Origin of the sequence: Streptomyces sp. NPDC047706 (assembly GCF_043204795.1) — a bacterium.
Taxonomy (GTDB): Bacteria; Actinomycetota; Actinomycetes; order Streptomycetales; family Streptomycetaceae; genus Streptomyces.
On the sequence record NZ_JBIDCW010000013.1, the window covers coordinates 37,295 to 59,419 of the forward strand.

The following is a 22,125-nucleotide window of genomic DNA, read 5'->3' on the forward strand; positions in this document are numbered from 1 at the left end:
GACCGTGGGGCCGGTGGGCCCGGGGGGAGGCGGCCCTCGGCCGGTCGGTCGCGCACGGGGGCCGACCGGCCCAAGCGGATCCCGGCGGCGTCGGGTGAGCCTGGACCTGTGGGGCCCGCGCGGCACCGTGTCCTCGCCCCGAGGAGGGAATCGTCATGAAGGGATACGTCTTCCACGGTCCCGGACAGTCCGCCTGGCAGGAGGTCCCGGACCCGGCCGTCAAGGACGCCACCGACGCGATCGTGCGGGTCGACGCGGTGACCATCTGCGGGACGGATCTGCACATCCTCAAGGGCGACGTGCCCGAGGTGCGTCCCGGCACGGTGCTGGGACACGAGGCGGTCGGCGAGATCGTCGAGACCGGTGGCGACGTACGCACCGTCCGGCCGGGCGACCGGGTGCTCGTCTCCTGCATCACCGCCTTGGTCGACCGGATCGACGACGCGCTCAGCCAGGGCTGGAGTGTGCTGGTGCGCGGCACCGCCCGGGCCGTGACGGAGCCGGACGAGGCGCGCCGGCTGGAGGAGAGGGCGTACAGCATGCCCTGGGTCGGAGGCCGGCGCGACGTGTGGGTGCGGATCGACCCCGTCGGTATCACCGGCCGCCGCATCGAATCCCGCTGACACCGCGGGCCCGGTCAAGTACGGCCGGACCGTCGTCTTCCCAAGGTCAGAAGGCCGGTCGGACGGTGGTCTCGTCCGGGACGGTGAGCCGGATGCCGGTGATCAGGTCGGGGCTGATGCGCACCGCGTAGTCCATGGCCTGCTGCACCCACGGGTGCAGCATCGACCGGTAGCGGGCCAGCTCCCGGGCGTCGGTCACGAGGCTCGCGAAGCCGGTGACCACGACGCACCAGCCGAGGTGGGTCTCCGGGTCGATGGCGTCCGCCTCGTAGGCGACGACCACTTCTCGGGCGTCCGCGTCCTGGGTGCGCAGGGTCAATGCCGCGCCCTCATGGGTGCGGACGACGATGTCGCCGCCGTCCAGGACGTGGTTGACCGGGCGCACCGTCGGCAGGGCACGCCGGGTGAAGACGATCCTGCCCACGGACACGCTGCCCAGCAGCCGCAAGGCCTCGGCGCTGTCCATCGCGACGCTCCGGCGCGGTCCCGCGGGGCCGGGCCGTGCGGCCGGAGCGGCCGTGCTGTTGCCTCGTCCTGGTTCGTCACTCATCTTCGTCACTCATCGCGTGCTCGTCCGTTCAGGCGACGCCGTGCGGTTGCGGAAGTGTCAGGGCCGCTCGGTCCCTGTCGGCCGGAGGGCGGCCCGTCCGGCCTCCAGCCGGGCGACCGGGACGCGGAACGGCGAGCAGGAGACGTAGTCCAGCCCGGTGGCGTCGAAGAAGTGGATGGAGTCCGGGTCGCCGCCGTGCTCGCCGCAGACGCCGGTCTTCAGCCCGGGGTGGGCGGCGCGGCCCTCGGCGGTGGCGAGCTCGACCAGCCGGCCGACCCCCTCGCGGTCCAGGCGCTCGAACGGGGAGGCCGGGAAGATGCCCTTTTCGAGGTAGGCGGAGAAGAACTCGGCCTCGACGTCGTCGCGGGAGAAGCCCCAGGTGGTCTGGGTCAGGTCGTTGGTGCCGAAGGAGAAGAAGTCCGCCTGTTCGGCGATCCGGCCCGCCGTCAGCGCGGCCCGGGGCAGCTCGATCATGGTGCCGACCGGGCAGCGCACGGGGACGCCGGTCTCCGCCGAGACCCCGGCCAGCACGTGTTCCACCTCTTCGCGTTCCAGCCGGAGTTCCTCGACGCAGCCGATCAGCGGCACCATGATCTCCGCGAGCGGGGTGCCACCGGCCCGGGTGCGCTCCACGACCGCCTCGGCGAGGGCGCGTACCTGCATGGCGACCAGGCCCGGAACCACCAGGCCGAGGCGGACACCGCGCAGGCCGAGCATGGGGTTCTCCTCGTGCATGCGGCTCACGGCTTCGAGCAGCTCGACGTCGTGCGGGTCGGGCAGGCCGCCACGGGCCCGCGCGGTCGCGATGCGCACGGCGAGACCGGTGCGGTCGGGAAGGAATTCGTGCACCGGCGGGTCGAGGAGGCGGACGGTGACCGGAAGGCCGTCCATCGCCGCCAGGATGCCGGTGAAGTCCTCGCGTTGCAGCGGCAGCAGCGCGGCCAGTGCGCGGCGCCGCTGGTGGTCCGTGCGGGCCAGGATCAACTCCTCGACCAGCGTGCGGCGCTCGCCGAGGAACATGTGCTCGGTGCGGCACAGGCCGATGCCCTGGGCACCGAACCGGCGGGCGCGTGCGGCGTCCTCGGGGGTGTCGGCGTTGGCCCGTACCTCCAGCCGCCGGACCCCGTCGGCCTGTTGCAGGGCTCCGGCCACGGCCTCGGTCAGGTCGCCGGACCGCTCGCCGGTCTCCAGGTACCGCATGACCGCCGAGTCCACCAGCGGAGCCGCCCCCGGGTACACGGCACCGGCGGTGCCGTCCACGGAGATGACCGTGCCCTCCTCGACGACGGTGCCGTCCAGGGCGGTGAAGCACCGTGTGCCGGCGTGCACGCGGAGTTCCCCGGCGCCGCAGACGCAGACCTTGCCCATGCCGCGGGCGACCACGGCCGCGTGGCTGGTCTTGCCGCCGTGGCTGGTCAGCACCGCCTGCGCGGCGACCATGCCGGGCAGGTCGTCGGGGGTGGTCTCGTGGCGTACGAGGACGACCTTCTCCCCGGCGGCGGCGCGCCGTACGGCCGTGGCGGAGTCGAAGACCGCCGCGCCCACCGCGGCGCCGGGCGAGGCCGGGACGCCGCGCGCGAGCGCGGGCCCGGTCGCGGAGGTGTCGAAGCGCGGGAACATCAGCCGGGCCAGTTCGTCCCCGCTCACGCGGGCCAGGGCCTCGTCGGTGGTGATGTACCCCTCGTCGGCCAGCTCGGCGGCGATGGTGAAGGAGGCTTCGGCGGTGCGCTTGCCGACCCGGGTCTGGAGCATCCACAGCCGGCCCCGCTCGACGGTGAACTCGATGTCGCACAGGTCCCGGTAGTGGCCCTCCAACGCCTTTGCGTACTGCCGGAGTTGGTCGTACGCGTGCGGGTCCAGCCGGTGCAGCTCGGTCAGCGCGACGGTGTTGCGGACCCCGGCGACGACGTCCTCGCCCTGCGCGTCGGGAAGGTAGTCGCCGTAGAGGCCGGGGCGTCCGGTGGCGGGGTCGCGGGTGAAGGCGACGCCGCTGCCGGAGCCGGGGCCGAGGTTGCCGAAGACCATGCGCTGGACGGTCACTGCCGTGCCCAGGTCGTCGGGGATGTGCTCGCGCCGCCGGTAGAGGCGGGCGCGCTCGCCGTTCCAGGACCGGAAGACGGCGAGGACCGCGCGCCGCAGTTGCCCGGCGGGGGACTGGGGGAAGTCGTGCCCGGTCGCGTCGTAGATCAGCTTCTTGTACATCTCGACGAGTTCGGCGAGGTCGAGGGCCTCCAGGTGCATGTCGTCCGGGGCGTCACGGGCCTCCTTCAGCACCGCCATGGCCTCCTCGAAGAGCGATGCCTCGACGCCCATGACCGTGCTGCCGAACATCTGCACGAGGCGCCGGTACGAGTCCCAGGCGAAGCGCTCGTTCCCGGAGACCTCGGCCAGGCCCAGGACGGACGCGTCGTTGAGGCCGATGTCCAGGATCGTCTCCATCATGCCGGGCATGGAGGAACGCGCCCCGGAGCGGACCGACACCAGCAGCGGATCGTCCGGGTGCCCGAGGCGGCGTCCCGCGGCGGCCTCGACGGCCGACAGGTGCGCGGAGATCTCCCGGAACATGCCTTCGGGCTCCGCGCCCGTGGCCAGGAAGGCCCGGCAGGCCTCGGTGCTCACGATGAAGCCGGGCGGCACCGGAAGGCCCATGCGGGTCATCTCGGCGAGGTTCGCGCCCTTGCCGCCGAGCAGGCCGGCCATGCCACGGCCACCCTCGGCGAAGTCGTACACGTAGCGGACCATGATCCTCTGCCCTGCCTTCCGTTGCCGGACCCCGACGGTCCGGCCCGACTCCAGCCTCGGACGCGCGCGGGCGCGAGGGCAGGTGCCGGACGGTCCCGGGTCGGAGGGAGAACAGGGCCGACCGGCCCTGGCCCTTCGACCCGGATGCGAGCAAGATCCTGAGCACGGAGGCCGACCGCGTCCGACGGGGACGGCGGCGTACGACAGGAGCGTGCCATGCCGGACAGCGAGCGCAGCGGCGCCGGGACCCCGATCCGCGTCTTCCTCCTCGACGACCACGAGGTGGTACGCCGCGGGGTCCGCGACCTGCTCGACGACGAGCCGGACATCACCGTGGTCGGCGAGGGCGCCACCGCCGAGCAGGCCCTCGTCCGGGTGCCGGCCCTGCGTCCGCAGGTCGCGGTGCTGGACGTCCGGCTGCCGGACGGCGACGGCGTGAGCGTCTGCCGGGAGCTGCGCTCGCGCATGCCGGACCTGGCCTGTCTGATGCTGACCTCGTTCGACGACGAGGAGGCCCTGCTGGACTCGATCATGGCCGGAGCGTCCGGGTACGTGCTGAAGCAGATCCAGGGCTCCGACCTGGTCTCCGCCGTCCGGACGGTGGCCCGCGGCCAGTCCCTGCTGGACCCGAGCGCCACCACCCGCCTGATGGCCCGGCTGCGCGGCGGAGAGCAACCGGAGCCCGAGCCGGACGCCCTGCCCCAGCTGACCGCCCGCGAGAGGGAGATCCTCGCCCTCATCGGCGAGGGCCTGACCAACCGGCAGATCGGGCAGCGGCTCTACCTCGCCGAGAAGACCGTCAAGAACCACATCTCCCGCATGCTGGCCAAGCTCGGTGTGGAACGCCGCATCCAGGCCGCCGTCATCGCGACGCAGGCCCAGGACCGGCTGAGGCAGCAAGGGCGCTGACCGTCCGCGTCCCCTTCAGGCCATTTGCCCCTACCCGGTGCCGCACCCTCCCCAGGCCTTATACCGTGGCAGATGACCGGAACGTTCGGCCCGGGACAGATCAAGGGGACCTGGAGGATCAGCGGTGGGACGCCCCAAGGAGCCCGGGGAACAAGCCCGTGTGCCGCTGCCGCAGCTGAGGCTGGACGAGCTCCTGGAGGAGCTCCAGGCCCGCCTGGACGCGGCCCGGGGAACCCGCGACCGCGTCCACAGCCTGCTGGAGGCCGTGCTCTCCGTCGGCCGTGAACTGGATCTCCAGCAGGCACTGCGCGGCATCGTGCAGGCCGCGGCCGTACTCGTGGACGCCGAGTACGCCGCCCTCGGCGTGATCGGGCCGGACGGCGAGAGCCTGTCGGACTTCCTCACCGTCGGCATCAGCGACGAGGGCATCTCCCGCATCGGCCACTACCCCGAGGGACACGGCATCCTCGGCGAACTCATCCGCAACCCCGAGACCCTGCGCCTGGAGAAGATCTCCGCGCACCCCGCCTCGTACGGCTTCCCGGCGAACCACCCGCCGATGAACACGTTCCTCGGCGTCCCCATCCGGGTCCGCGACCAGATCTTCGGCAACCTCTACCTGACCGAGAAGCGCGGCGGGGCGCAGTTCGACGAGGACGACGAGTCGGTGCTGGCCACGCTGGCCGTGGCCGCCGGGGTGGCCATCGACAACGCCCGGCTCTACGAGGAGTCCCGGCTGCGCGAGCGGTGGCTGCGGGCCAGCGCCGAGATCACCCACCGGCTGCTGTCCGGCAGCGAACGTGCCGAGGTCCTCGCCCTGATCGCCGAGCGGGCCAGGGAGAACACCGGCGCCGCCCTGGCCGTGGTCGCGGTGCCCGTGGAGCACACCGGCTCGCTCACCGTGGAACTCGCCATCGGCCAGGAGGCCGACGTACACCGGGGGCGGGTGCTGCCCGCCGGCGACAGCCTGATCGGCCAGGCATTCTCGACCGGCGTCCCGGTCACCAGCCCCGACGTGGCCGTCGACGACAGGGTGTCGGCCGATCCCGGGCTGGTGAGCACGCTCGGCCCGGCGGTGGCCGTGCCCATCGGCGGCAAGGACGGCGTTCGAGGAGTCGTGCTGCTGGCCCGCGCGGCGGGCCGGACGGCGTTCTCGGAGAAGGAGACCGAACCGCTCCAGGGCTTCGCCGCCCAGGCCGCGGTCGCCATGGAACTCGCCGAGCGCCGACGGGACGCCGAGCAGATCGCACTGCTCCAGGACCGCGACCGCATCGCCCGTGACCTGCACGACCTGGCCATCCAGCGGCTGTTCGCCACCGGTATGACGCTGCAGAGCGCCGGCCGGTTCATCGAGCATCCGCAGGCCTCGGAGCGGGTCGCGCGGGCCGTGGACGACCTGGACGAGACCATCAAGATCATCAGGTCCACGATCTTCGGGCTGCGCTCGCGCGACGACGCCGTCGGGCAGGGACTGCGCGCCAGGGTGGTCCGGGCGGTCGGTGAAGCGGCGCCGGTGCTCGGCTTCGCGCCGAGCCTGCGAATGGAGGGCCTGCTGGACACCCAGGTACCGAAGGAGACCGCCGACCACGCGCTCGCCGTCTTGTCCGAGGCCCTGACCAACGTCGCCCGGCACGCCCGCGCGGACCGTGCCGACGTCGTCCTGGAGACCGGGGGCGGCACGCTGACCCTGACGGTCGCGGACAACGGCGTCGGCATCCCGCCGGACGGCCGCCGCAGCGGCCTGCGGAACATGGCCGACCGGGCGGAGCAACTGGGCGGCTCGCTGGAAGTGACCGGTCCTGGCGAAGGCGGGGCGCGGCTGGTGTGGCGGGTACCGGTGGGGGAGGCGTAGCGCGGTCTGTTCCGGGCCGCTCGCCCGGTCGTCCTGCCCCGGTCGGCCCTGTGGCGCGGGCCCCTCCGCCGGACGCCGATCCCGGCGGTCCGGCGCCGAGGAGGCACCGTGACGAGCGGGACACAGCCGCAGACCTGGGCGGGGCTGCCGCGGCGTGGATGCGGAGGTCAGTGCGCCGGATACTGGTCCTGCCGGACGATGACCACCGGGCACGCCGCGTGCTGGGCACAGCGCTGACTGACCGAGCCCAGCATCGCCCGGGCGAAGCCGCCCCGTCCGCGGCTCCCCACCACGAGCAGCTCCGCTCCTTGCGAGGCGCGGATCAGCACCTCCGACGGGTCGCCCTCCACCAGCTCCTGGCGCAGCCCGGCGGGACGCTCGTCGGGGAAGACGGCGCCCAGCTCCTCCGTGAAACGCTCCCGGGCCTGCTCCAGGTCGAAGGCCGGGTCGATCGCGGGGCCGCTGAAACCGGCGGACGACGGCGTGTCCCAGGCGTGCACCGCCTCCACGACACCGCCGACGGACCGCGCGTACCGGGCCGCCCAGCGCAGCGCCGCGTAGGAGGAGGGCGAACCGTCCACTCCCACGACCACCCGTGGTACCGGCTCAGAGGAATGCATGGCCACCTCATTCACGAGTCGATGTCTCCAGCTCCACGCTGCCCGCACCCGCGGCCCCGCGCCAGCCGGGCGGCTCCCGCCGTCGGCGGAACCCCGGGCCACCGTCGGGCGGCCAGCGCGGTGAGGTGATCATGGAAGGCTGTGCCACAGCGGAATCGGCCGCATCTGTGCCGGCCGCGGACCGGATCCGCGCGCGAAGCGTGACCTGGAGCAGGGCATCGCCTCGGGCCGCTTCAGCGTCGCCGACCCGGTCGTCGCCCTGACCCGCGCTGAACGGCAGCCTGCTTGCGCTCCTGGAACTCTGGCTCAACCAGTCCCACGCCGACAGCGACCGAGCCGCGGGCACCATGGCCGAGATGCTCCTGCACATGCTGGGCCTCTCCCGCGGCGAGGCACGCGATGTCGCCCGGCGTTCCCTTCCCGCCGAAGCGTGACGGGAGCCCCCGTCAGCCCTGACGGCCGGGACCCGGTCGTACCTCGCAGCGGGCCGGCCCGGCCCCGCATGTCATGCGGGCAGGTGGACCACCTCGCGCGGCAGATGGCCGGTGACCGGTGCGGATGCCCACGGGTGGGACGGCCGGAGCCGGGGCGCGCTGCCGGGCTGACGCTCGGGGGACGTACTTCGCCGACCGCACCGCTGCCAGGTCTGCGTGGCCCCCAGCCGGCAACCCCGCTCCTTCACGTCGCGGGAGCGCGCCACCCCTGACCACCGAAGGACGCCGCCGGAGGACGAGAGCGCCCGTGGTGCGATGCCGGCGAGCCGCGACCTCACAGTCGGACCGACAGGTGGCGCGGCCCCCGGAGCATGGCGTTCCGGCGGTAGGGGGGCGGATCCTCCACCAGGCGTGCGGTGCGCAGGCGGGGGAGCAACGAGCCGAGGGCGACCTGGGCCTCGATGCGGGCGAGCGGCGCGCCGTAGCAGTAGTGGATGCCGCTGCCGAAGCCCAGGTGCTCGATGTCCTGGCGGGTGGGGTCGAAGCGTTCGGGGTCGTGGAACCGCAGCGGGTCGCGGTTGCCCGACGCCACCACCATGACGACTGACGTGCCTTGGGGGATGGTGGTACCGGCGACGTCGATGTCGGCGCGGGTGATGCGCTCGCGCATGTGCACCGGGGGCTCGTAGCGCAGCAGTTCCTCCACCGCTTGCGGCAGCAGGCCGGTTGCGCGGCACAGGTGGTCCAGCTGCTCGGGGTGGCGCAGGAAGGTGAGCACCCCGTTGGTGATCAGGTTGACCGTCGTCTCGTGTCCCGCGATGAGGAGCAGTACGGCGGTTTCCGCGAGTTCCTCCTGGGTGAGCCTCAGGGCCGGGTCCGGCTCGTTGGCGAAGGCGGAGAGCATGTCGGCGCCCGGCGTGCCACGGCGCCGCTCGGCGAGGTTCATGAGGTAGCCGCCCAGCTCCACGCGTGCCTGGTCGCCCGCCTTGTCCGTCTCGGTGGTGTCCTCGCCGGGCCGGACGTCGGCGGCCGCGACCAGCGCGTCGGACCATGCGCGGAACAGCGGCTCGTCCTCGTTCGGCACGCCGAGAAGGCGGCAGATCACCGTGACGGGCAGCGGGTAGGCGAAGTCGTCGACGACGTCGACCTGCCCGCCCGCCCCGAAGGGCTCCAGCAGTTCCTCGGTGACCTGGGCGATCTCGCCGCGCAGGGAATCGACCCGTCCCGGACTGTGCGGCGGGCCGAAGGGCCGCATGGCCAGCGTGCGCAGCCGGTGGTGCTCGGGGTCGTCGAGACGCAGGAAGGGCGGCTTGTGCGTGACCTCACCACGGCTGCGGGGATCGACACTCATCCGAGGGTCGTGGAGCAGCGCGGCGAGCTCGTGGTAGGTACCGACCAGACAGCTGCCGTCAGCCTGCCGTACGACGGGACCGGCCTCGCGGAGTTCCGCGTACAGCGGATAGGGGTCGGGACGGCTGGCGTAGTCGGTGATCCGTGCCAGCAGGGTGTCGGAGGCCATCGTGGCTCCTCGTCGTGGGACGGGTGCATGGGTCAGCCGGCGGGCTGCACCAACGTCAGGCGGCGGTCCGGCAGGTATCCGGTGAGCGCCACGGTCGGGCCGTGTGACAACCCCCGCGGATCCGGCACCTCGGACGGAATCGTGATGTCGGCCGCGATGGCGCGGTCCGCCGCTCCGGGCGGCGGGGGGAACGGAGCAGCCGTCTCGATCAGGTGCGCGTAGTAGTCGAGCGACTTGGCCATGTCGACGGTGACCGCGGCGGTGACCCGTCCCTGGTAGCCGTAGACCATCGCCAGACGGCGCGCCTCCAGGGAGCCCTGGGCGATGACCACGTGGTCGGAGAAGGTGGGCACGCCCACCGACTTGATGTTGAGTCCGAACTGGGTCGACCAGAACGTCGGCAGGGCCAGGTGCGGGCGCTGCAACGGTCCCGGACTGACCATGTTGTGGGCGGCCACCCCGGCCTGCTCGACCGCGTTGCCCCAGTGCTCCAGGGAGAGCATCTGGTAGCCGAACAGCGGGTGCGGGAAGCGGGAGACGTCACCGGCCACGAAGACGTCGTCGGTGACGATGCCGTACATGTTGAAGGCGCGGCAGCCGGCGTCGCAGGCGATCCCGCGCGGGCCCGCCGCCAGCCCGGACTCCGCCAGCCACTCGACGTTGCGGACCGCCCCCAGCGCCACGACGCAGACGTCGGCTTCCACGCGGCTGCCGTCGGACAGGTCCGCGCCGGTGAAGCGGCCGTTCCCGTGCAGGGCGGTGACCGTCACCCCCGTGCGCAAATCCACGCCGTGGTTGCGCTGCATGACGGCCGCGAGCTTGGACAGGGTTCCGCCGAGGGCGCCCACCAGGGGGGCGGGCCCGCGTTCGGCGACCGTGACCTCCAGCCCCCGCTCCCGGCATGCCGAGGCGATCTCCGAGCCGGTGAAGCCGGCGCCGATCACCAGCACCCGCTCGGGCCCGGCGGCCAGCCGCTCGGCCAGTCCCGCGGCGTCCTCACGCGTGCGCAGGGTGAACACCCCGTCCAGGGCGGCCTCATCGGGGTCGGGCCAGGGCCGCGCCCGGGTTCCGGTGGCGATCAGCACGCGGTCGTACGGCAGTGCTTCGCCGTCGGCCAGCAGTACGCGCTTCGTGAGCAGATCGACGCCGGTGGCGCGTACTCCCAGCCGCCAGTCGGCTTCCGGGTCCCGGCGCATCGGCAGTTCCGTGGTGTCCGCCGTCGCCTGGCCGAGCAGCACCTGCTTGGACAGCGGCGGCCGGTCGTAGGGCGGGTGGCGTTCGTCCCCGACCACGGTCAGTGAGCCGGTGAAGCCCTCGTCACGCAAGGCCTCCGCGGCTCTCAACCCGGCCAGCGAGGCGCCGACGACGACGATACGGCCGTCCTTGAGGTCACCGGGCACCGGCGCTCACCTCCTCACCGAGCAGGATGGCCTGCACCGGGCACGCCGCCGCGGCCTGGCGCACACGCTCGACCTGGTCGTCGGGGACGGCCGTGGCGTAGAGCAGGCCTTCCTCCCCGTGCAACCGGAAGACCTCCGGAGCGAGGAACACGCACTGGGCGTAGCCCTGGCAGCGGGTGAGATCCACAACGGTCCGCATCCCGACCACTCCCTCCGTCGCCGCACCCCCTCACCTCCAGCATGAGGGGGGAACGGGAGGCTCGCACGGCCACGGCGGGGATCGCGTCGAGCCACCGGAGGCGACGGGTCAGCCCAGGGCGCGGTCGAGGTTGAAGGCGGCGCTGACGAGGGCGAGGTGAGTGAATGCCTGGGGGAAGTTGCCCAGTTGCCGGCCGGTATGGCTCATCTCCTCGGCGTACAGGCCGGCATGGTTGGCGTAGGTGAGCATCTTCTCGAAGGCCGGCCGGGCTTCGTCGGTGTCCGGCGCGTGTGAGGGCCTCGGCGTACCAGAAGGAGCAGATGGAGAAGGTGCCTTCGTCGCCTTCCCGGCCGTCGGGACTGGCCTCGGTGTCGTAGCGCCAGACCAGGGAGTCGGAGACCAGTTCGTCGCCGAGGGCGTCGAGGGTGGACAGCCAGACCGGGTCGTTGGGGGAGATGAACTTGGTCGGCGGCGTCATCAGCACCGCCGCGCCGAGCACGTCGCCGTCCTCGTACTGGACGAAGGCCTGCCGGGCGGGCGACCATCCCTGCTCCATGATCAGCCAGTGGATCCGGTCCCGTACCGGGCCCCAGCGGGTGAGCTCGGCGGGCAGGCTCCGCTTGCGGCCGCCGCCGATCTGCTCGGGCAGGCTGGTGGTGGGGGCCGCCACGATCGCGCCGGTGGGGGCGTAGGTGAGCAGCTTCAGGGTGAGGGCGGAGCGGTGCGCCATCGGCCGCGGTAGCGGGACCGGCGCAGCCGGCGGCCCCAGTAGGCGACCGTGGTGGGGAACGCCCGCTCCGCCTCGGCCAGCGGACGGCGGGCGGCGGGGTGCCGTCCTTGACCCGGTCGGGGGCGAGCACCGCGGTCTCCCCCTGGGAGAGCTCGAACTCGGTACGGACGTCGTTCCGGTCGCACTTCAGCGGCACCGTCGCGGTCAGCGCCGGGGAACAACGAAGGGACGTGAGCGTCAGTCCTTCTCGTGGGCCCGTCCGGGATGGTTCTCCACGCCGGCGATCGCCGCGTCCAGTGCGCGATCGAACATCGTGTCGATCATGTCCTGGGAGGGGGCGGGCAGGTCCCTCCGGTCGCCGTCGTCCTGCGCGGGCCGCAGGGTGCTCCACCGCTGCAGCGCTCCGGTGAGTTCGCCGGCCAGCAGGCCTGTGAACACCGCGCACAGAGTGGCGGCGACGCGGGGGATCTCCGGGGCGGGCAGTTTCGCGGCGGACAGGACGTCGAGCAGTCCCCGCCAGAAGGGGTCCTCCGCCCTGATGTAGTCGGCGCGCCGGAAGGAGTACTCCATGAGTTTGGGGTGACGGTGCGCCAGTTCCCGGAAGTCGTGGGCGAGTTGACGCATCCGCTCCTGCCACGGGAGGTCCTCCCGCTTCCCCGTGCGGAACTGCGAGCCGACGCGTTCGGCCACGCCGCCCAGCACGGCGTCCTTGTTCGGCACGTGGTGGTACAGCGACATCGGGTTCGCGTCCAGCGCCGCCGCGAGCTTGCGCATGGTGAGGGCCTCGACCCCGTCGGCGTCGATGAGTTCCAGCGCCTTGGCGTAGATGCCGTCCTCGGTGAGGGGTACGTCTCTCTTCCTCGTTCCCCTGGGGGGCCTCCGCCGCTTTTCCATACGGCGTGTGGTATCACCGGGTGATCCCGTACGTGGTTCTCGCGGTCGCCCGGCGGCGCCCTGGTGATCGCGGCGGCCTCGTGCTCGGCCGGACCCCGCTCACCTGGAGCCTGCCGGGCCCGCACGGCATCAGCCGGATGCCGGCCCGTCGGCGACGGCTCGGTCAAGGCCTGGCAGGGGGCGCCGGGTGACCTCATGTGCCTCGTCCGAGGGCACGCCCAGCATGCGCAGGACCATTTCGGCCAGGTCGGAGGCGGCCTCGTCGCCGTCGAGGTCGGGGCGGTCCAGCCGCAGCGCGACGAGGGACAGCAGGGTGCCGCCCAGGGCGGACAGGGCGGTGGCCGGGTTGCCGATGGTGAAGCGGCCCGAGGCGGCGCCGCGTTCCAGGTCGCGCAGGGCGCGGGGGGAGAGGCCGCGGTCGGAGTGGACGTGGGCCAGACCGCGATCGCGCAGGATGCGCAGCAGTTCCGGGTGGGAGTCGGTCATCCGGGCGGTGAGCCGGAAGCCGGCCGCGACGAGTTCGGCGGGGTCCTCGATCCCCCGTACGCGCTCGTCGATGACCTGTCCGAACTCCTCCAGGGCGTCGGCCACGGCGGCGTCGAACAGCTCTGTCTTCGACTGGAAGTGGTTGTAGAAGGAGCCGAAGCCGACGTCCGCGCGCTCGGCGATCGTCTGGATGCTGGCGCTGGTGTCGCCCGTCTCGGCGAGGATCTGCCGGGCCGCGCGCACAAGCGCTTGACGGGTCTCCGCGCGGCGCCGTTCGAAGCGGTTCTTGGGCGGGGCTGACGTCGGCATGTCGCGAGTGTAACAACTACCACGATGACTCTCCCACCTCTGATGAGATCATCAATCAATTGTAGTTTCCCTATTGACGATGGGTTACAGCAAAGCTGATGATTTCCTCATTACGGCAATGTTGCCTGGAGGACACCATGTCCCACTCCCCTGTTCACAGGGCCGATCCCCGGACGGCCCACCAAAACCTCCACAGCGAGCAGGGCGCCCTGCGCGGAGAGCACCCCGGCCGGTCCCCCAACCCCGTGATCAAGGCGGCGGACCTGGCCTGGCTGGAGTTCGAGAAGCCGGACCCGGACCGGGCGGAGGTGTTCGCCCGTGACTTCGGCTTCGCGATCGCCGCCCGCACCGAAGGGGAGCTTTGGCTGCGCGGCACCTTCGCCGGCTCACCCTGCATGGTCATCAGGCGAGGGCCCGCGTCCCGCTTCATCGGGCCGGCGTTCCGCGCCGCCGAGCGGACCGACCTCGACCGGCTGGCCCGCGCCACCGGCACCGGCGTCCGGGACGCCGACGTACCCGGTGGCGGCCGGTCGGTCGCCCTGCTCGACCCCTCCGGCTTCGTGGTCCGGGTGGTGCACTGCGCCGAGCAGTTGCCCGCGCTGCCCGAACAGCAGCCGCTCCGGCTCAACTTCGGCACGGACGACCGTCGTACGAACGCCACGCAGCGCCCGCCGCGCGAGCCCTCGCGCATCCAGCGGCTGGGACATGTGGTGCTGGAGACCCGGGTGTTCGCCCGGGCGCTGGACTGGTACCTGGACACGCTCGGGATGATCGTGTCCGACTTCCTGTTCCTCGACGGGCAGCGCGGGCGTGGTCCGACCATGGCCTTCATCCGCTGCGACCAGGGCAGCCTGGCCGTCGACCACCACACCCTCGCCCTGCACCTGGGACCCGGCACCGGATACGTCCACTCCGCCTACCAGGTCACCGACCTCGACGCGATCGCCGCGGGCGGGGAGTACCTGGCCGAGCGAGGCTACCGGCGCAGCTGGGGCATCGGCCGGCACGTCCATGGCAGCCAGCTCTTCGACTACTGGCGCGACCCCGACCACTTCATGCTGGAGCACTTCGCCGACGGCGACCTGTTCTCCTGCGACGTCGAGCCCGGCTGGGCGCCGATGTCGGCCAGCGGCCTGGCCCAGTGGGGCCCACCGGTCACCCGCGACTTCCTCGGCACCAGCCCGTCCCCGGCCAGGCTCCGCGAGGTCATGACCGCCCTGTGCGGCGACAACGAACTCGACCCCGCCCGCCTGCTGGGCCTGATGAAAGCGATGAGCTCATGAGCACCAACGTCCTGCGCACCGCCGACGGCTGGTGGGCCGTCCGGGACGAGCGCGCCGTCCGCGTCGACACCAAGGCGGTCACCACCGCCGAACTGCTCGCCGAACGGGACGCGGTCCACGCGGCCGCCGCCTCCACCGGGAGCGGCACGCCCGTCGCCGACCTGGTGGCGCTGCCTCCGGTCACCACCCCCTGCCGGGTGGTCGCCCAGATGGTCAACTACCGCAGCCACGCCCGCGACTCGGGCTTCACCGGCGAGATCCCGCCCACGTTCTTCCGCAAGGCGTCCGGCTCGGTCAGCGGACCGCACGAGGAGATCGTCCGCCCCGCGCACGTGAAGTTCCTCGACTACGAGATCGAACTCGGCCTCGTCATGGGCGCCGCCCTGCCCGTGGGCACCGTCGTCGAGGAGCAGGACCTGCCGTCGTACGTCGCAGGGCTCGTGATCACCAACGATGTCAGCGCCCGCGACGTCCAGCTCACCAAGACCCAGTTCTACGAGAGCAAGTCCTACCCGACCTTCACGCCCACGGGGCCCTACCTGGCCCTGCTGGAGCCCGGGGACTTCGCCCGCCTGCTCGACCTGCGGCTGCGGCTGTCGGTCAACGGCGAGCCGCGCCAGGACCGCACGCTGGCCGACATGATCGTCCGGCCGGCCCAGGCGCTGACGCTGCTCGCGCGCTTCCAGAGCCTCGACCCGGGCGATCTGCTGCTGACCGGCACGCCCGGCGGCACCGCGCTGAAGGCGCCGCCCAAACCGGTCGAGAAGATCGGTGCGCTGCTGCCGCCGGCGCTGAAGTGGAAGGCATTCTTCAACGGGCAGGCGAAGAACCCGCGTTACCTGCGCAGGGGCGATGTCGTCACCGCGACGATCGCCACCCCGGACGGGCGGATCGACCTCGGCGAGCAGCGGACCCCCGTGACGGACGCCCCATGAGCACGGCACCGTCCCGGATGCCGGTGGTGATCATCGGTGCGGGCCCCGTGGGGGTCACCGCAGCCCTCCTGCTCGCCCGGCGCGGCGTACGCAGCCTCGTCCTGGAACGCCACCGGGACGTCTACCCGCTGCCGCGCGCCGTCGTCGTCGACGACGAGGTCCGCCGGATCCTGCAGAGTGCCGGCGTCCACGAGGAGTTCGCCGCCCTCGCCCGCCCGGCGCCCGGGCTACGGCTGCTCGATGCCCGGCACCACCTGATCGCCGAGTTCCCGCGCTCCCCGCACGGACACCACGGCTTCCCGCAGCTCACCATGTTCGACCAGCCCGAGCTGGAGCGCCTGCTGCGCGACGCCCTGGCGCGCCGCCCGGAGTGCGAGCTGTGGGGCGGGGTGGAGGTCGTGTCCGTCGACCCGTCCCAGGACTGGCCGGGTGCGGTCCGGATCGCCTTCCGCCGCGACGGCAGCGACGAGGAGGAGCACCTGTGGGCCGACGCCGTGCTGGGCTGCGACGGCGCGGGCAGCCTCACCCGCGAGGCCATCGGCGCGGTGTGGGAGGACCTCCACTTCGAGGAGAGCTGGCGCGTCATCGACGTGCGCACCAGCCGCCGGGTGCGCACCTGGGACGGAGCGGAGCAGATCTGCTGTCCCACCCGGCCGGCCACCTTCATGCGCGTCACCGAGGATCGCTACCGCTGGGAGTTCCGGCTGACCGAGGGCGAGTGTCTGGACGGCCCGGACGGGCTCGAGCGCCTGCGGGAGCTCGTCGCTCCGTGGGTGGACCTGCCGTCCGACGCCTCGTGGGGCGACGACTTCGAGGTGATCCGGCAGGCGCAGTACACCTTCCGGGCCCGCGTGGCCGACCGGTGGCGCCGGGGCCGCGTCTTCCTGCTGGGCGACGCGGCCCATCTCACCCCGCCCTTCATCGGGCAGGGTCTGTGCGCGGGGCTGCGCGACGCCCACAACCTCACCTGGAAGCTGGCCCGGGTCCTAGGGCGGGGCGGTGCGGACGACGGGCTGCTGGACACCTACGAGCGCGAACGCAAGCCGCACGCCCGCCACATGATCCGCCTCGCGGTCGCCGTCGGCTGGGCCATGACCGGCGGACAGGACCGCGCCGCCGCGGTCCGCCGGGCGGTGGTGGGCGCGGCCTGCCGTGTTCCCGGCCTGACCTCGGCGATAAGCCGCGACCTCAGCCCCGCGCTGACCGCCGGCCCGCTCGTACGGCGCGGACTGCGGCCGACCGGCCGCGCGCTGGCCGGCACCTTCTGCCCGCAGCCCTGGGTGCGGCACGAGGAAGGGCGGGTGCGCCTCGACGACGTGCTGGGGGACTCCTTCGCCGTTGTGACCGTCGTACCGCCCACCGCGCGGATGACGGCCGTGGCCACGGCACTCGGCGCGACGACGGTCCGCGCGGACGATCTGCTCGACGGCGGCACCCTGGCCGCCTGGCTGGCCAAGGGCCGGGCGGACGCCGTACTGCTGCGTCCCGACCGCGTGGTGCTGGACACCGTCCCGGCCGGCAGGGGGGACTTCACCGACACCGCCACCTGGGCACCGCTGCTGCACACCGCCCGCCGTCCAGCCGAGGACCGGACCGCCCCGCTGCTGAGGAGCACCCCGTCATGACCACCCCGCACTCCACGCCGTGTCCGGAGCCCTTCCTCACCCCCGACCCGCAGGCGGCGGACCGCAGCCGCATCGCGGACTTCGCCCGATGGGCGGCCCGCCACCAGGGTGCCGAAGGGATCCAGGACCCCACCGACTACCAGGCCCTGCACCGCTGGTCGGTCACCGACCTGGACGGGTTCTGGGCCGCGGTGCGGGAGTACTTCCACATCGACGCGACGACGCCGTACGAGCGGGTGCCGGCCGAGGAGACCATGCCCGGCGCCCGCTGGTTTCACCCATACCTCCGACGGCTCGGTGATCGTCCACGGCCGCTCCGACGCCGCGCTCAACCGCAACGGTGTCCGCCTCGGCAGCTGACATCCACGAGATCGTCGAGAACCTCCCGGAGATCACCGAGGCCCTCGTCATCGGCGCGGAGGAACGGCGACTCCTGGATGCCCCCGTTCGTCGTCCCGGGCCCGGTGCCACCGTGGACGACGCCCTGCGCGACGCGATTCGCGTCGACGCCTCACCGCGCCACGTATTCGAGGAGATCGTCGCCGGGCCGGACATATCCGCACACCAGGACCGGCGAGAGGCCGTGGCGGCGCGCTCATATCAGGCTCCCGCTGCCGTAAGGGGCGTACAGGTCCAGCAGCCGGATCCGCGATGTGTGCAGCCGGTCGGCGACCACGTGACCGACCCAGTCGGCGATCGCGCGGCCGAATTCGGGGTCCTCGGCGCACAGGGCGCGCACGGCGTCCGCGTCGAACTCCCAGGCCCGTACCGGGCTCATGGCCTCGGCACCCAGGTGCCAGAGGTACGGAGGGAAGTGCCAGGACCAGCCGACCAGTTGGCCGGGCCCCAGTGACCCGATGACGGCGGCGCGGCGGCCGGGGACTTTCAGGTCCAGCGTGACCGTGCCGGTCCGGATGATCCAGAACCGGTCGGCGCGCCGGCCCTCCTCGAACAGGCGGGCACCCGCGTCGAAGGACACCTCGCGGGCGATCCGCATCAGTCGTTCGCGGTGCTCGGCCGGAAGGCCCCTGGCCGAGGTGGTGGTGGAGGTCATCGCTCCGGTCCTTTCTTCCGGCCCGCGTGACCGGCTCAGGGGCTGAACGGTCATCGGCCCTCCGGGAGCCGTGGGGCCTGCTGATCCCAGGCTCTTCCGGGGCGGGCGGGTCCACCACGGGCCGCACGGGCCTGATCGAGGGTCGTCCGGCCCCATTCGAGCGCAGGAGACGGCATCGGCCGGCCGCCGGACACCGGCGACGGGAAGGACGAACGTCCCGGACAGGGGCCGAACCGCCCTACCTGCCGGGACCGGGTGGTGCGACCGTGACAGTGGGACTCGGACAACTGCCCTGAGAGGCGGTGGGGAACGATGGAGCTGCCCCTGGTCGTGGGCGTCGACGGATCGAACGGCAGCATCGATGCGGTCGACTGGGCGGTGGACGAGGCGGCCCGGCACGGTCTGCCGCTGCGGCTCGTCCACGCCTCGCTGTGGGCACGCTACGAGGGCGTCGTTCCGGCGACCAGCCCCGAACGCCCCGCGGAGCAGATACTCGTGGAGCACATCGTCGGCTCCGCCACCGAGCGTGCCCGTCTGCGCAATCCCGACGTGAAGATCACCGCTGACGTGATCCCGGCGGACGCGGCGTCCGCCCTCCTGGAGGAGGGCAACCACGCCGCCGCCGTGGTGACCGGCTCGCGTGGCCGCGGCGAGCTGAAAGGGCTGCTGCTCGGCTCGGTCGGCCTGGCCGTCGCGGCCCGAGCGAACTGCCCGGTGATCGTGGTCCGCGGCGACCGGGCCGGCCTGGCCGGCAGCCACGGGCGGATCCTGTTCGGCGCCGGTGAGCCCGGGGAATGCGGCAAGGCCGCGCGGTTCGCCGTCCGGGAGGCCGAGGCTCGCGGATGCGTCCTGGACGTCGTACGCGCCTGGCGTTGCCCCGCGTACGAGGCCGTCGACCATCCGGCACAGGCCCAGGAGCCGGCGCACCAGCACGAGGAGCAGGCCGGTGCCGTGCTCGACGCGCTGCTGGCGGACGTGACGGGCGACCACCCCGCCGTCCGCGTGAGCCGTACGACCGTCGAGGGCCCGGCCCGCAAGGTCCTGGTGCACCGCTCGGCCGCCGCCGACCTCGTCGTCGTGGGCGCACGGCGCAGCTCCGGCCACCTGGGCCTGCAACTGGGCCGCGTGAACCACACCTTGCTGCACCACGCGGCGTGTCCGGTGGCGGTCGTACCGCTACGGGGGTGACCCACCGACCGGCCGCACCCGTCGGTCGGTGGGTCACAGGCTCGCCGCGTGGTCGGGGACGTACTGCTGCAGATCGCGCGGCGGGCGCTCGTAGCCGGTCGACGGGGGCCGGGGCGGCAGCTCCAGCACCGGCGGCGGGACGTCGTGGTACGGCAGCGAGTCCAGCAGATGGGCGATCATGTTCAGCCGGGCCCGCCGCTTGTCGTCGCTCTCGACGACGTACCACGGGGCCTCGACGATGTCGGTGTGCACCATCATCTCGTCCTTCGCCCGTGAGTACGCCTCCCAGCGGGTGAGCGACTCCAGGTCCATCGCGGACAGCTTCCAGCGCCGCAGGGGATCCTCCAGCCGGCGGCGGAAGCGCTCCTGCTGCTCGGTGTCGCTCACCGAGAACCAGTACTTCCGCAGCAGGATGCCCTCCTCCACCAGCATCCGCTCGAAGATCGGGCACTGCCGCATGAAGCGCTGGTACTCCTCCTGGGTGCAGAAACCCATCACGTGCTCGACCCCGGCCCGGTTGTACCAGCTGCGGTCGAACAGCACGATCTCCCCGGCGGCCGGAAGGTGACCGACGTACCGCTGGAAGTACCACTGGGTGCGCTCGCGCTCGGTCGGCTTCGGCAGTGCCGCGATCCGCGCGACGCGAGGATTGAGGTGCTCGGCGACCCGATTGATGGTGCCGCCCTTGCCGGCCGCGTCCCGGCCCTCGAACACCACGACCAGCCGGGCGCCCTCGGCGCGCACCCACTCCTGCAGTTTCACCAGCTCCGTCTGCAGGCGCAGCAGCTCCCTCTCGTACGCCGCGCGCGGCACCTTCGCCGTCTTCCTGCCGCCCATGCCGCCTCCTGTGCCCGGTGACCACGTCGATGTCCTCAACGTAGTCACCGACCGGCGCCGCCGTCGGGAACTGCGCGGCGCCGTTCGACAGGTGCGCGGCTACTTCCTCTCCCCGCCCCGGCAGGAACTCCTGCATCTTCGCCTTGAAGCCCGGCCGCACCATCGGGCCACGGTCGGCGTCGCCCCTCAGGATCGACGCGGCCGTCGCCTCCATCTGCTCCCACGTCGCGTGCGGCGGGATCGGCGGCACCGCAGGGTCGGTGACGAACTCGACGACCGCCGGGCCGTCCGCCTCCAGCCCGGCCCGCCAGCCCGCCTCGACGTCCTCCGGCTTCTCCACCCTGACTCCCGTCAGGCCGAGCGAGCGGGCGAAGGCCGCGTATGCACGTCCGGCAGCTGTTGCGAGGGCAGGAAGGACGGCGCGCCCCCCATCGCCCGCAACTCCCAGGTGACCTGGTTGCGGTCGCGGTTGTTCCACACCCCGACCACCAGCCGCGGGTCCTGCCAGCGGTCCCGGTACTTCGCCGCCGTGATCAGCTCCGCCATCCCGTTCATCTGCATCGCCCCGTCGCCGACCAGCGCGATCGCGGGGCGGTCCGGGTGGGCGAACTTGGCGCCGATCGCGTACGGCACCCCGCAGCCCATCGTCGCCAGCGTCCCGGAGAGCGAGGAGCGCATGCCGGCGCGCATCGTCAGATGGCGGGCGTACCAGTTGGCCGCCGAGCCCGAGTCGGAGGTGACGATCGCGTTCTCGGGCAGCAGCGGGTCCAGCGCCCGCGCCACGTGCTCCGGGTTGATCGGGTCGGCGGACAGCGCGGCCCGGCGCTCCATCACGTCCCGCCAGCGGTGCACGTTGTCGCACACCGTGCCGAACCACTCGCGCCCACGGTCACCGTCCAGCAGCGGGATCAGCCGCCGCCGGGTCTCCCCGGCGTCTCCGACGAGGTTCACCTCGTACGGATACCGCATCCCCACCATGGATGCACGTGTCCCGGCTGATCAGCCGCTCGTGCGACCGGGTACGGCAGGAAGTGATGCGCGGGAGCGCCTGAGGGCCCGCGCCGCGCCCCTCCGGTGAGAGGCGTTGTCACCTGGTTGGGTGGCTGGTTCCCGCGAATGGGGTCCGGGCGCGGGCAGGAGTGGGGGCCGCGGGCTGTGATGGCGGTGGGGGTGCGGATTCGTACCTCTCCGTCGGTCTAAGGAGCCCGTCCCATGCGCCGCAGCGCCCGTGTCCTGTCCGTTGCCGTCATAGCCGGGGCCGCTTGGGGTGGGGCCGTTCCCCTCGTGTCGGCGGACCCGGCCGCCGAGGTGTCGCCCGCCTCCGCCCAGCCGGGCGGGAGCGTCACCGTCGCCGTGACGTGCGACCCCCTCAGCGGGGCGGGGGCGCCCGAAGTGATCGAGGCGACCTCCGAGGCGTTCGCCGACAGCACGGTGCCTCTGCAACTGGTGCCCGGCGACGGCGCCGCGGCGCCCGGTCTCGTGTACGAGGGGAGGGCGCTCACGTTGCCCGCAAGCGTGTTCGAGGCCGATCCGGCCGCCGCGGACGCCGACCCGGTGTGGACCGTGGACGGCACCTGCCCGGCGGCGGCCGGCGCGCAGGGCAAGGCGTGGACCGCGTCGTTCACCGTGCCGCGCAAGGGGAACGACGCCCGGCCCGCCTGCTCCGACGGCCAGGAGTGGTGCCAGGGTGCCACGGTGGAACACGGCGTGCGGGCGGGCGGGGGCGGCGCCTTCAACGACTCCGTGCCCGCGCTGGTCGCCGGTGGACTACTGATCGCGGGGGCCGCCGGCGCCGCCGGGCACCGGCTGTGGCGCAGGGACACGCCGGGAGACGCCTGAGGCGGCGTCGTGCTGGGTACGCAGAGCGAGAGCACGACCGGAACCGTGGGCACGACGCAACGACCGGCGACCCGGCCCGGCCCCAGGGCGACCCGAC

General features: G+C 72.8%; 19 protein-coding genes and 4 pseudogenes. 11 read left to right on the forward strand and 12 right to left on the reverse strand.

Annotated features, from left to right (window positions below; all coding sequences use genetic code 11):
- Window positions 1–155 precede the first annotated feature (155 nt).
- Window positions 156–623 carry an alcohol dehydrogenase catalytic domain-containing protein gene (locus tag ACGF8A_RS17420; RefSeq protein WP_393108958.1) on the forward strand — a complete coding sequence of 156 codons (468 nt, stop codon included), beginning with the start codon at window positions 156–158 and terminating at the stop codon, window positions 621–623.
- A 46-nt stretch (window positions 624–669) separates the two neighbouring features.
- Here ACGF8A_RS17420 and ACGF8A_RS17425 read toward each other — a convergent pair whose 3' ends face one another.
- A complete protein-coding gene (locus ACGF8A_RS17425; protein WP_393108960.1) occupies window positions 670–1,173 on the reverse strand; it encodes a pyridoxamine 5'-phosphate oxidase family protein in 504 nt (167 codons plus the stop codon).
- A 57-nt stretch (window positions 1,174–1,230) separates the two neighbouring features.
- A complete protein-coding gene (gene ppdK / locus ACGF8A_RS17430; RefSeq protein ID WP_393108962.1) occupies window positions 1,231–3,915 on the reverse strand; it encodes a pyruvate, phosphate dikinase in 2,685 nt (894 codons plus the stop codon).
- Between the two features lie 216 nt (window positions 3,916–4,131).
- On the opposite strand from ppdK, the gene ACGF8A_RS17435 reads away from it, so the two are divergent.
- The gene (locus ACGF8A_RS17435; protein WP_393108964.1) at window positions 4,132–4,824 is read left to right on the forward strand and encodes a response regulator; all 693 of its coding nucleotides are present in this window, start codon (window positions 4,132–4,134) and stop codon (window positions 4,822–4,824) included.
- Window positions 4,825–4,948: 124 nt separating this feature from the next.
- Complete coding sequence (locus ACGF8A_RS17440) at window positions 4,949–6,676, forward strand: GAF domain-containing protein (RefSeq protein WP_393108966.1); 1,728 nt, start codon at window positions 4,949–4,951, stop codon at window positions 6,674–6,676.
- A 167-nt stretch (window positions 6,677–6,843) separates the two neighbouring features.
- On the opposite strand, the gene ACGF8A_RS17445 is transcribed toward ACGF8A_RS17440, so the two are convergent.
- Entirely contained in the window at window positions 6,844–7,296 is a 453-nt protein-coding gene (locus tag ACGF8A_RS17445; RefSeq protein ID WP_393108968.1) for a universal stress protein, read from the reverse strand.
- Window positions 7,297–7,589: 293 nt separating this feature from the next.
- On the opposite strand from ACGF8A_RS17445, the gene ACGF8A_RS17450 reads away from it, so the two are divergent.
- On the forward strand, window positions 7,590–7,730 hold the full coding sequence (locus tag ACGF8A_RS17450) for a hypothetical protein (protein WP_393109186.1): 141 nt from the start codon (window positions 7,590–7,592) through the stop codon (window positions 7,728–7,730).
- A 334-nt stretch (window positions 7,731–8,064) separates the two neighbouring features.
- Here the strand turns inward: ACGF8A_RS17450 and ACGF8A_RS17455 are convergent, their stop codons facing one another.
- The 6 genes and pseudogenes from ACGF8A_RS17455 to ACGF8A_RS17480 all read right to left on the reverse strand — a co-directional run bounded on the left by ACGF8A_RS17455 (window position 8,065) and on the right by ACGF8A_RS17480 (window position 13,267).
- Complete coding sequence (locus ACGF8A_RS17455; RefSeq protein WP_393108970.1) at window positions 8,065–9,249, reverse strand: cytochrome P450; 1,185 nt, start codon at window positions 9,247–9,249, stop codon at window positions 8,065–8,067.
- 32 nt (window positions 9,250–9,281) lie between these two features.
- On the reverse strand, window positions 9,282–10,649 hold the full coding sequence (locus tag ACGF8A_RS17460; RefSeq protein ID WP_393108972.1) for an NAD(P)/FAD-dependent oxidoreductase: 1,368 nt from the start codon (window positions 10,647–10,649) through the stop codon (window positions 9,282–9,284).
- Window positions 10,639–10,848 carry a ferredoxin gene (locus ACGF8A_RS17465; RefSeq protein WP_393108974.1) on the reverse strand — a complete coding sequence of 70 codons (210 nt, stop codon included), beginning with the start codon at window positions 10,846–10,848 and terminating at the stop codon, window positions 10,639–10,641. Before ACGF8A_RS17465 ends, ACGF8A_RS17460 begins: the two co-directional genes overlap by 11 nt.
- A 108-nt stretch (window positions 10,849–10,956) precedes the next feature.
- Window positions 10,957–11,795 (reverse strand): annotated as a pseudogene (locus ACGF8A_RS17470) (glycoside hydrolase family 15 protein); the annotation flags it as partial.
- A 20-nt stretch (window positions 11,796–11,815) separates the two neighbouring features.
- Window positions 11,816–12,472, reverse strand: a complete 657-nt coding sequence (locus ACGF8A_RS17475; protein ID WP_393108976.1) for a TetR/AcrR family transcriptional regulator — start codon at window positions 12,470–12,472, stop codon at window positions 11,816–11,818.
- A 129-nt stretch (window positions 12,473–12,601) separates the two neighbouring features.
- Window positions 12,602–13,267, reverse strand: a complete 666-nt coding sequence (locus ACGF8A_RS17480; RefSeq protein ID WP_393108978.1) for a TetR/AcrR family transcriptional regulator — start codon at window positions 13,265–13,267, stop codon at window positions 12,602–12,604.
- Between the two features lie 137 nt (window positions 13,268–13,404).
- On the opposite strand from ACGF8A_RS17480, the gene ACGF8A_RS17485 reads away from it, so the two are divergent.
- The 5 genes and pseudogenes from ACGF8A_RS17485 to ACGF8A_RS17505 form a co-directional block, all read left to right on the forward strand.
- Entirely contained in the window at window positions 13,405–14,550 is a 1,146-nt protein-coding gene (locus tag ACGF8A_RS17485; RefSeq protein ID WP_393108980.1) for a VOC family protein, read from the forward strand.
- A complete protein-coding gene (locus ACGF8A_RS17490) occupies window positions 14,547–15,485 on the forward strand; it encodes a fumarylacetoacetate hydrolase family protein (RefSeq protein ID WP_393108982.1) in 939 nt (312 codons plus the stop codon). Before ACGF8A_RS17485 ends, ACGF8A_RS17490 begins: the two co-directional genes overlap by 4 nt.
- Window positions 15,482–17,110 carry a bifunctional 3-(3-hydroxy-phenyl)propionate/3-hydroxycinnamic acid hydroxylase gene (locus tag ACGF8A_RS17495; RefSeq protein ID WP_393108984.1) on the forward strand — a complete coding sequence of 543 codons (1,629 nt, stop codon included), beginning with the start codon at window positions 15,482–15,484 and terminating at the stop codon, window positions 17,108–17,110. The genes ACGF8A_RS17490 and ACGF8A_RS17495 overlap by 4 nt, the downstream gene beginning before the upstream one ends.
- Window positions 17,107–17,325, forward strand: a pseudogene (locus tag ACGF8A_RS17500) (acetoacetate--CoA ligase); the annotation flags it as partial. The gene ACGF8A_RS17495 and the pseudogene ACGF8A_RS17500, both read left to right, overlap by 4 nt.
- 61 nt (window positions 17,326–17,386) lie before the next feature.
- Window positions 17,387–17,691: pseudogene (locus ACGF8A_RS17505) on the forward strand (acetoacetate--CoA ligase); the annotation flags it as partial.
- A gap of 14 nt (window positions 17,692–17,705) precedes the next feature.
- On the opposite strand, the gene ACGF8A_RS17510 reads toward ACGF8A_RS17505, so the two are convergent.
- Window positions 17,706–18,164: a Crp/Fnr family transcriptional regulator gene (locus ACGF8A_RS17510; RefSeq protein WP_393108986.1), complete on the reverse strand. Its 459-nt coding sequence runs from the start codon at window positions 18,162–18,164 to the stop codon at window positions 17,706–17,708.
- A 312-nt stretch (window positions 18,165–18,476) separates the two neighbouring features.
- On the opposite strand from ACGF8A_RS17510, the gene ACGF8A_RS17515 reads away from it, so the two are divergent.
- Complete coding sequence (locus ACGF8A_RS17515; protein WP_393108988.1) at window positions 18,477–19,352, forward strand: universal stress protein; 876 nt, start codon at window positions 18,477–18,479, stop codon at window positions 19,350–19,352.
- A gap of 33 nt (window positions 19,353–19,385) precedes the next feature.
- On the opposite strand, the gene ppk2 is transcribed toward ACGF8A_RS17515, so the two are convergent.
- Together ppk2 and ACGF8A_RS17525 are read right to left on the reverse strand one after the other, a co-directional pair.
- Window positions 19,386–20,189 carry a polyphosphate kinase 2 gene (gene ppk2, locus ACGF8A_RS17520; protein WP_393108990.1) on the reverse strand — a complete coding sequence of 268 codons (804 nt, stop codon included), beginning with the start codon at window positions 20,187–20,189 and terminating at the stop codon, window positions 19,386–19,388.
- A 112-nt stretch (window positions 20,190–20,301) separates the two neighbouring features.
- Window positions 20,302–21,167: pseudogene (locus ACGF8A_RS17525) on the reverse strand (thiamine pyrophosphate-dependent enzyme); the annotation flags it as partial.
- 234 nt (window positions 21,168–21,401) lie between these two features.
- On the opposite strand from ACGF8A_RS17525, the gene ACGF8A_RS17530 reads away from it, so the two are divergent.
- Window positions 21,402–22,028, forward strand: coding sequence for a hypothetical protein (locus tag ACGF8A_RS17530; RefSeq protein WP_393108992.1), 627 nt, complete (start codon window positions 21,402–21,404; stop codon window positions 22,026–22,028).
- Window positions 22,029–22,125 lie beyond the last annotated feature (97 nt).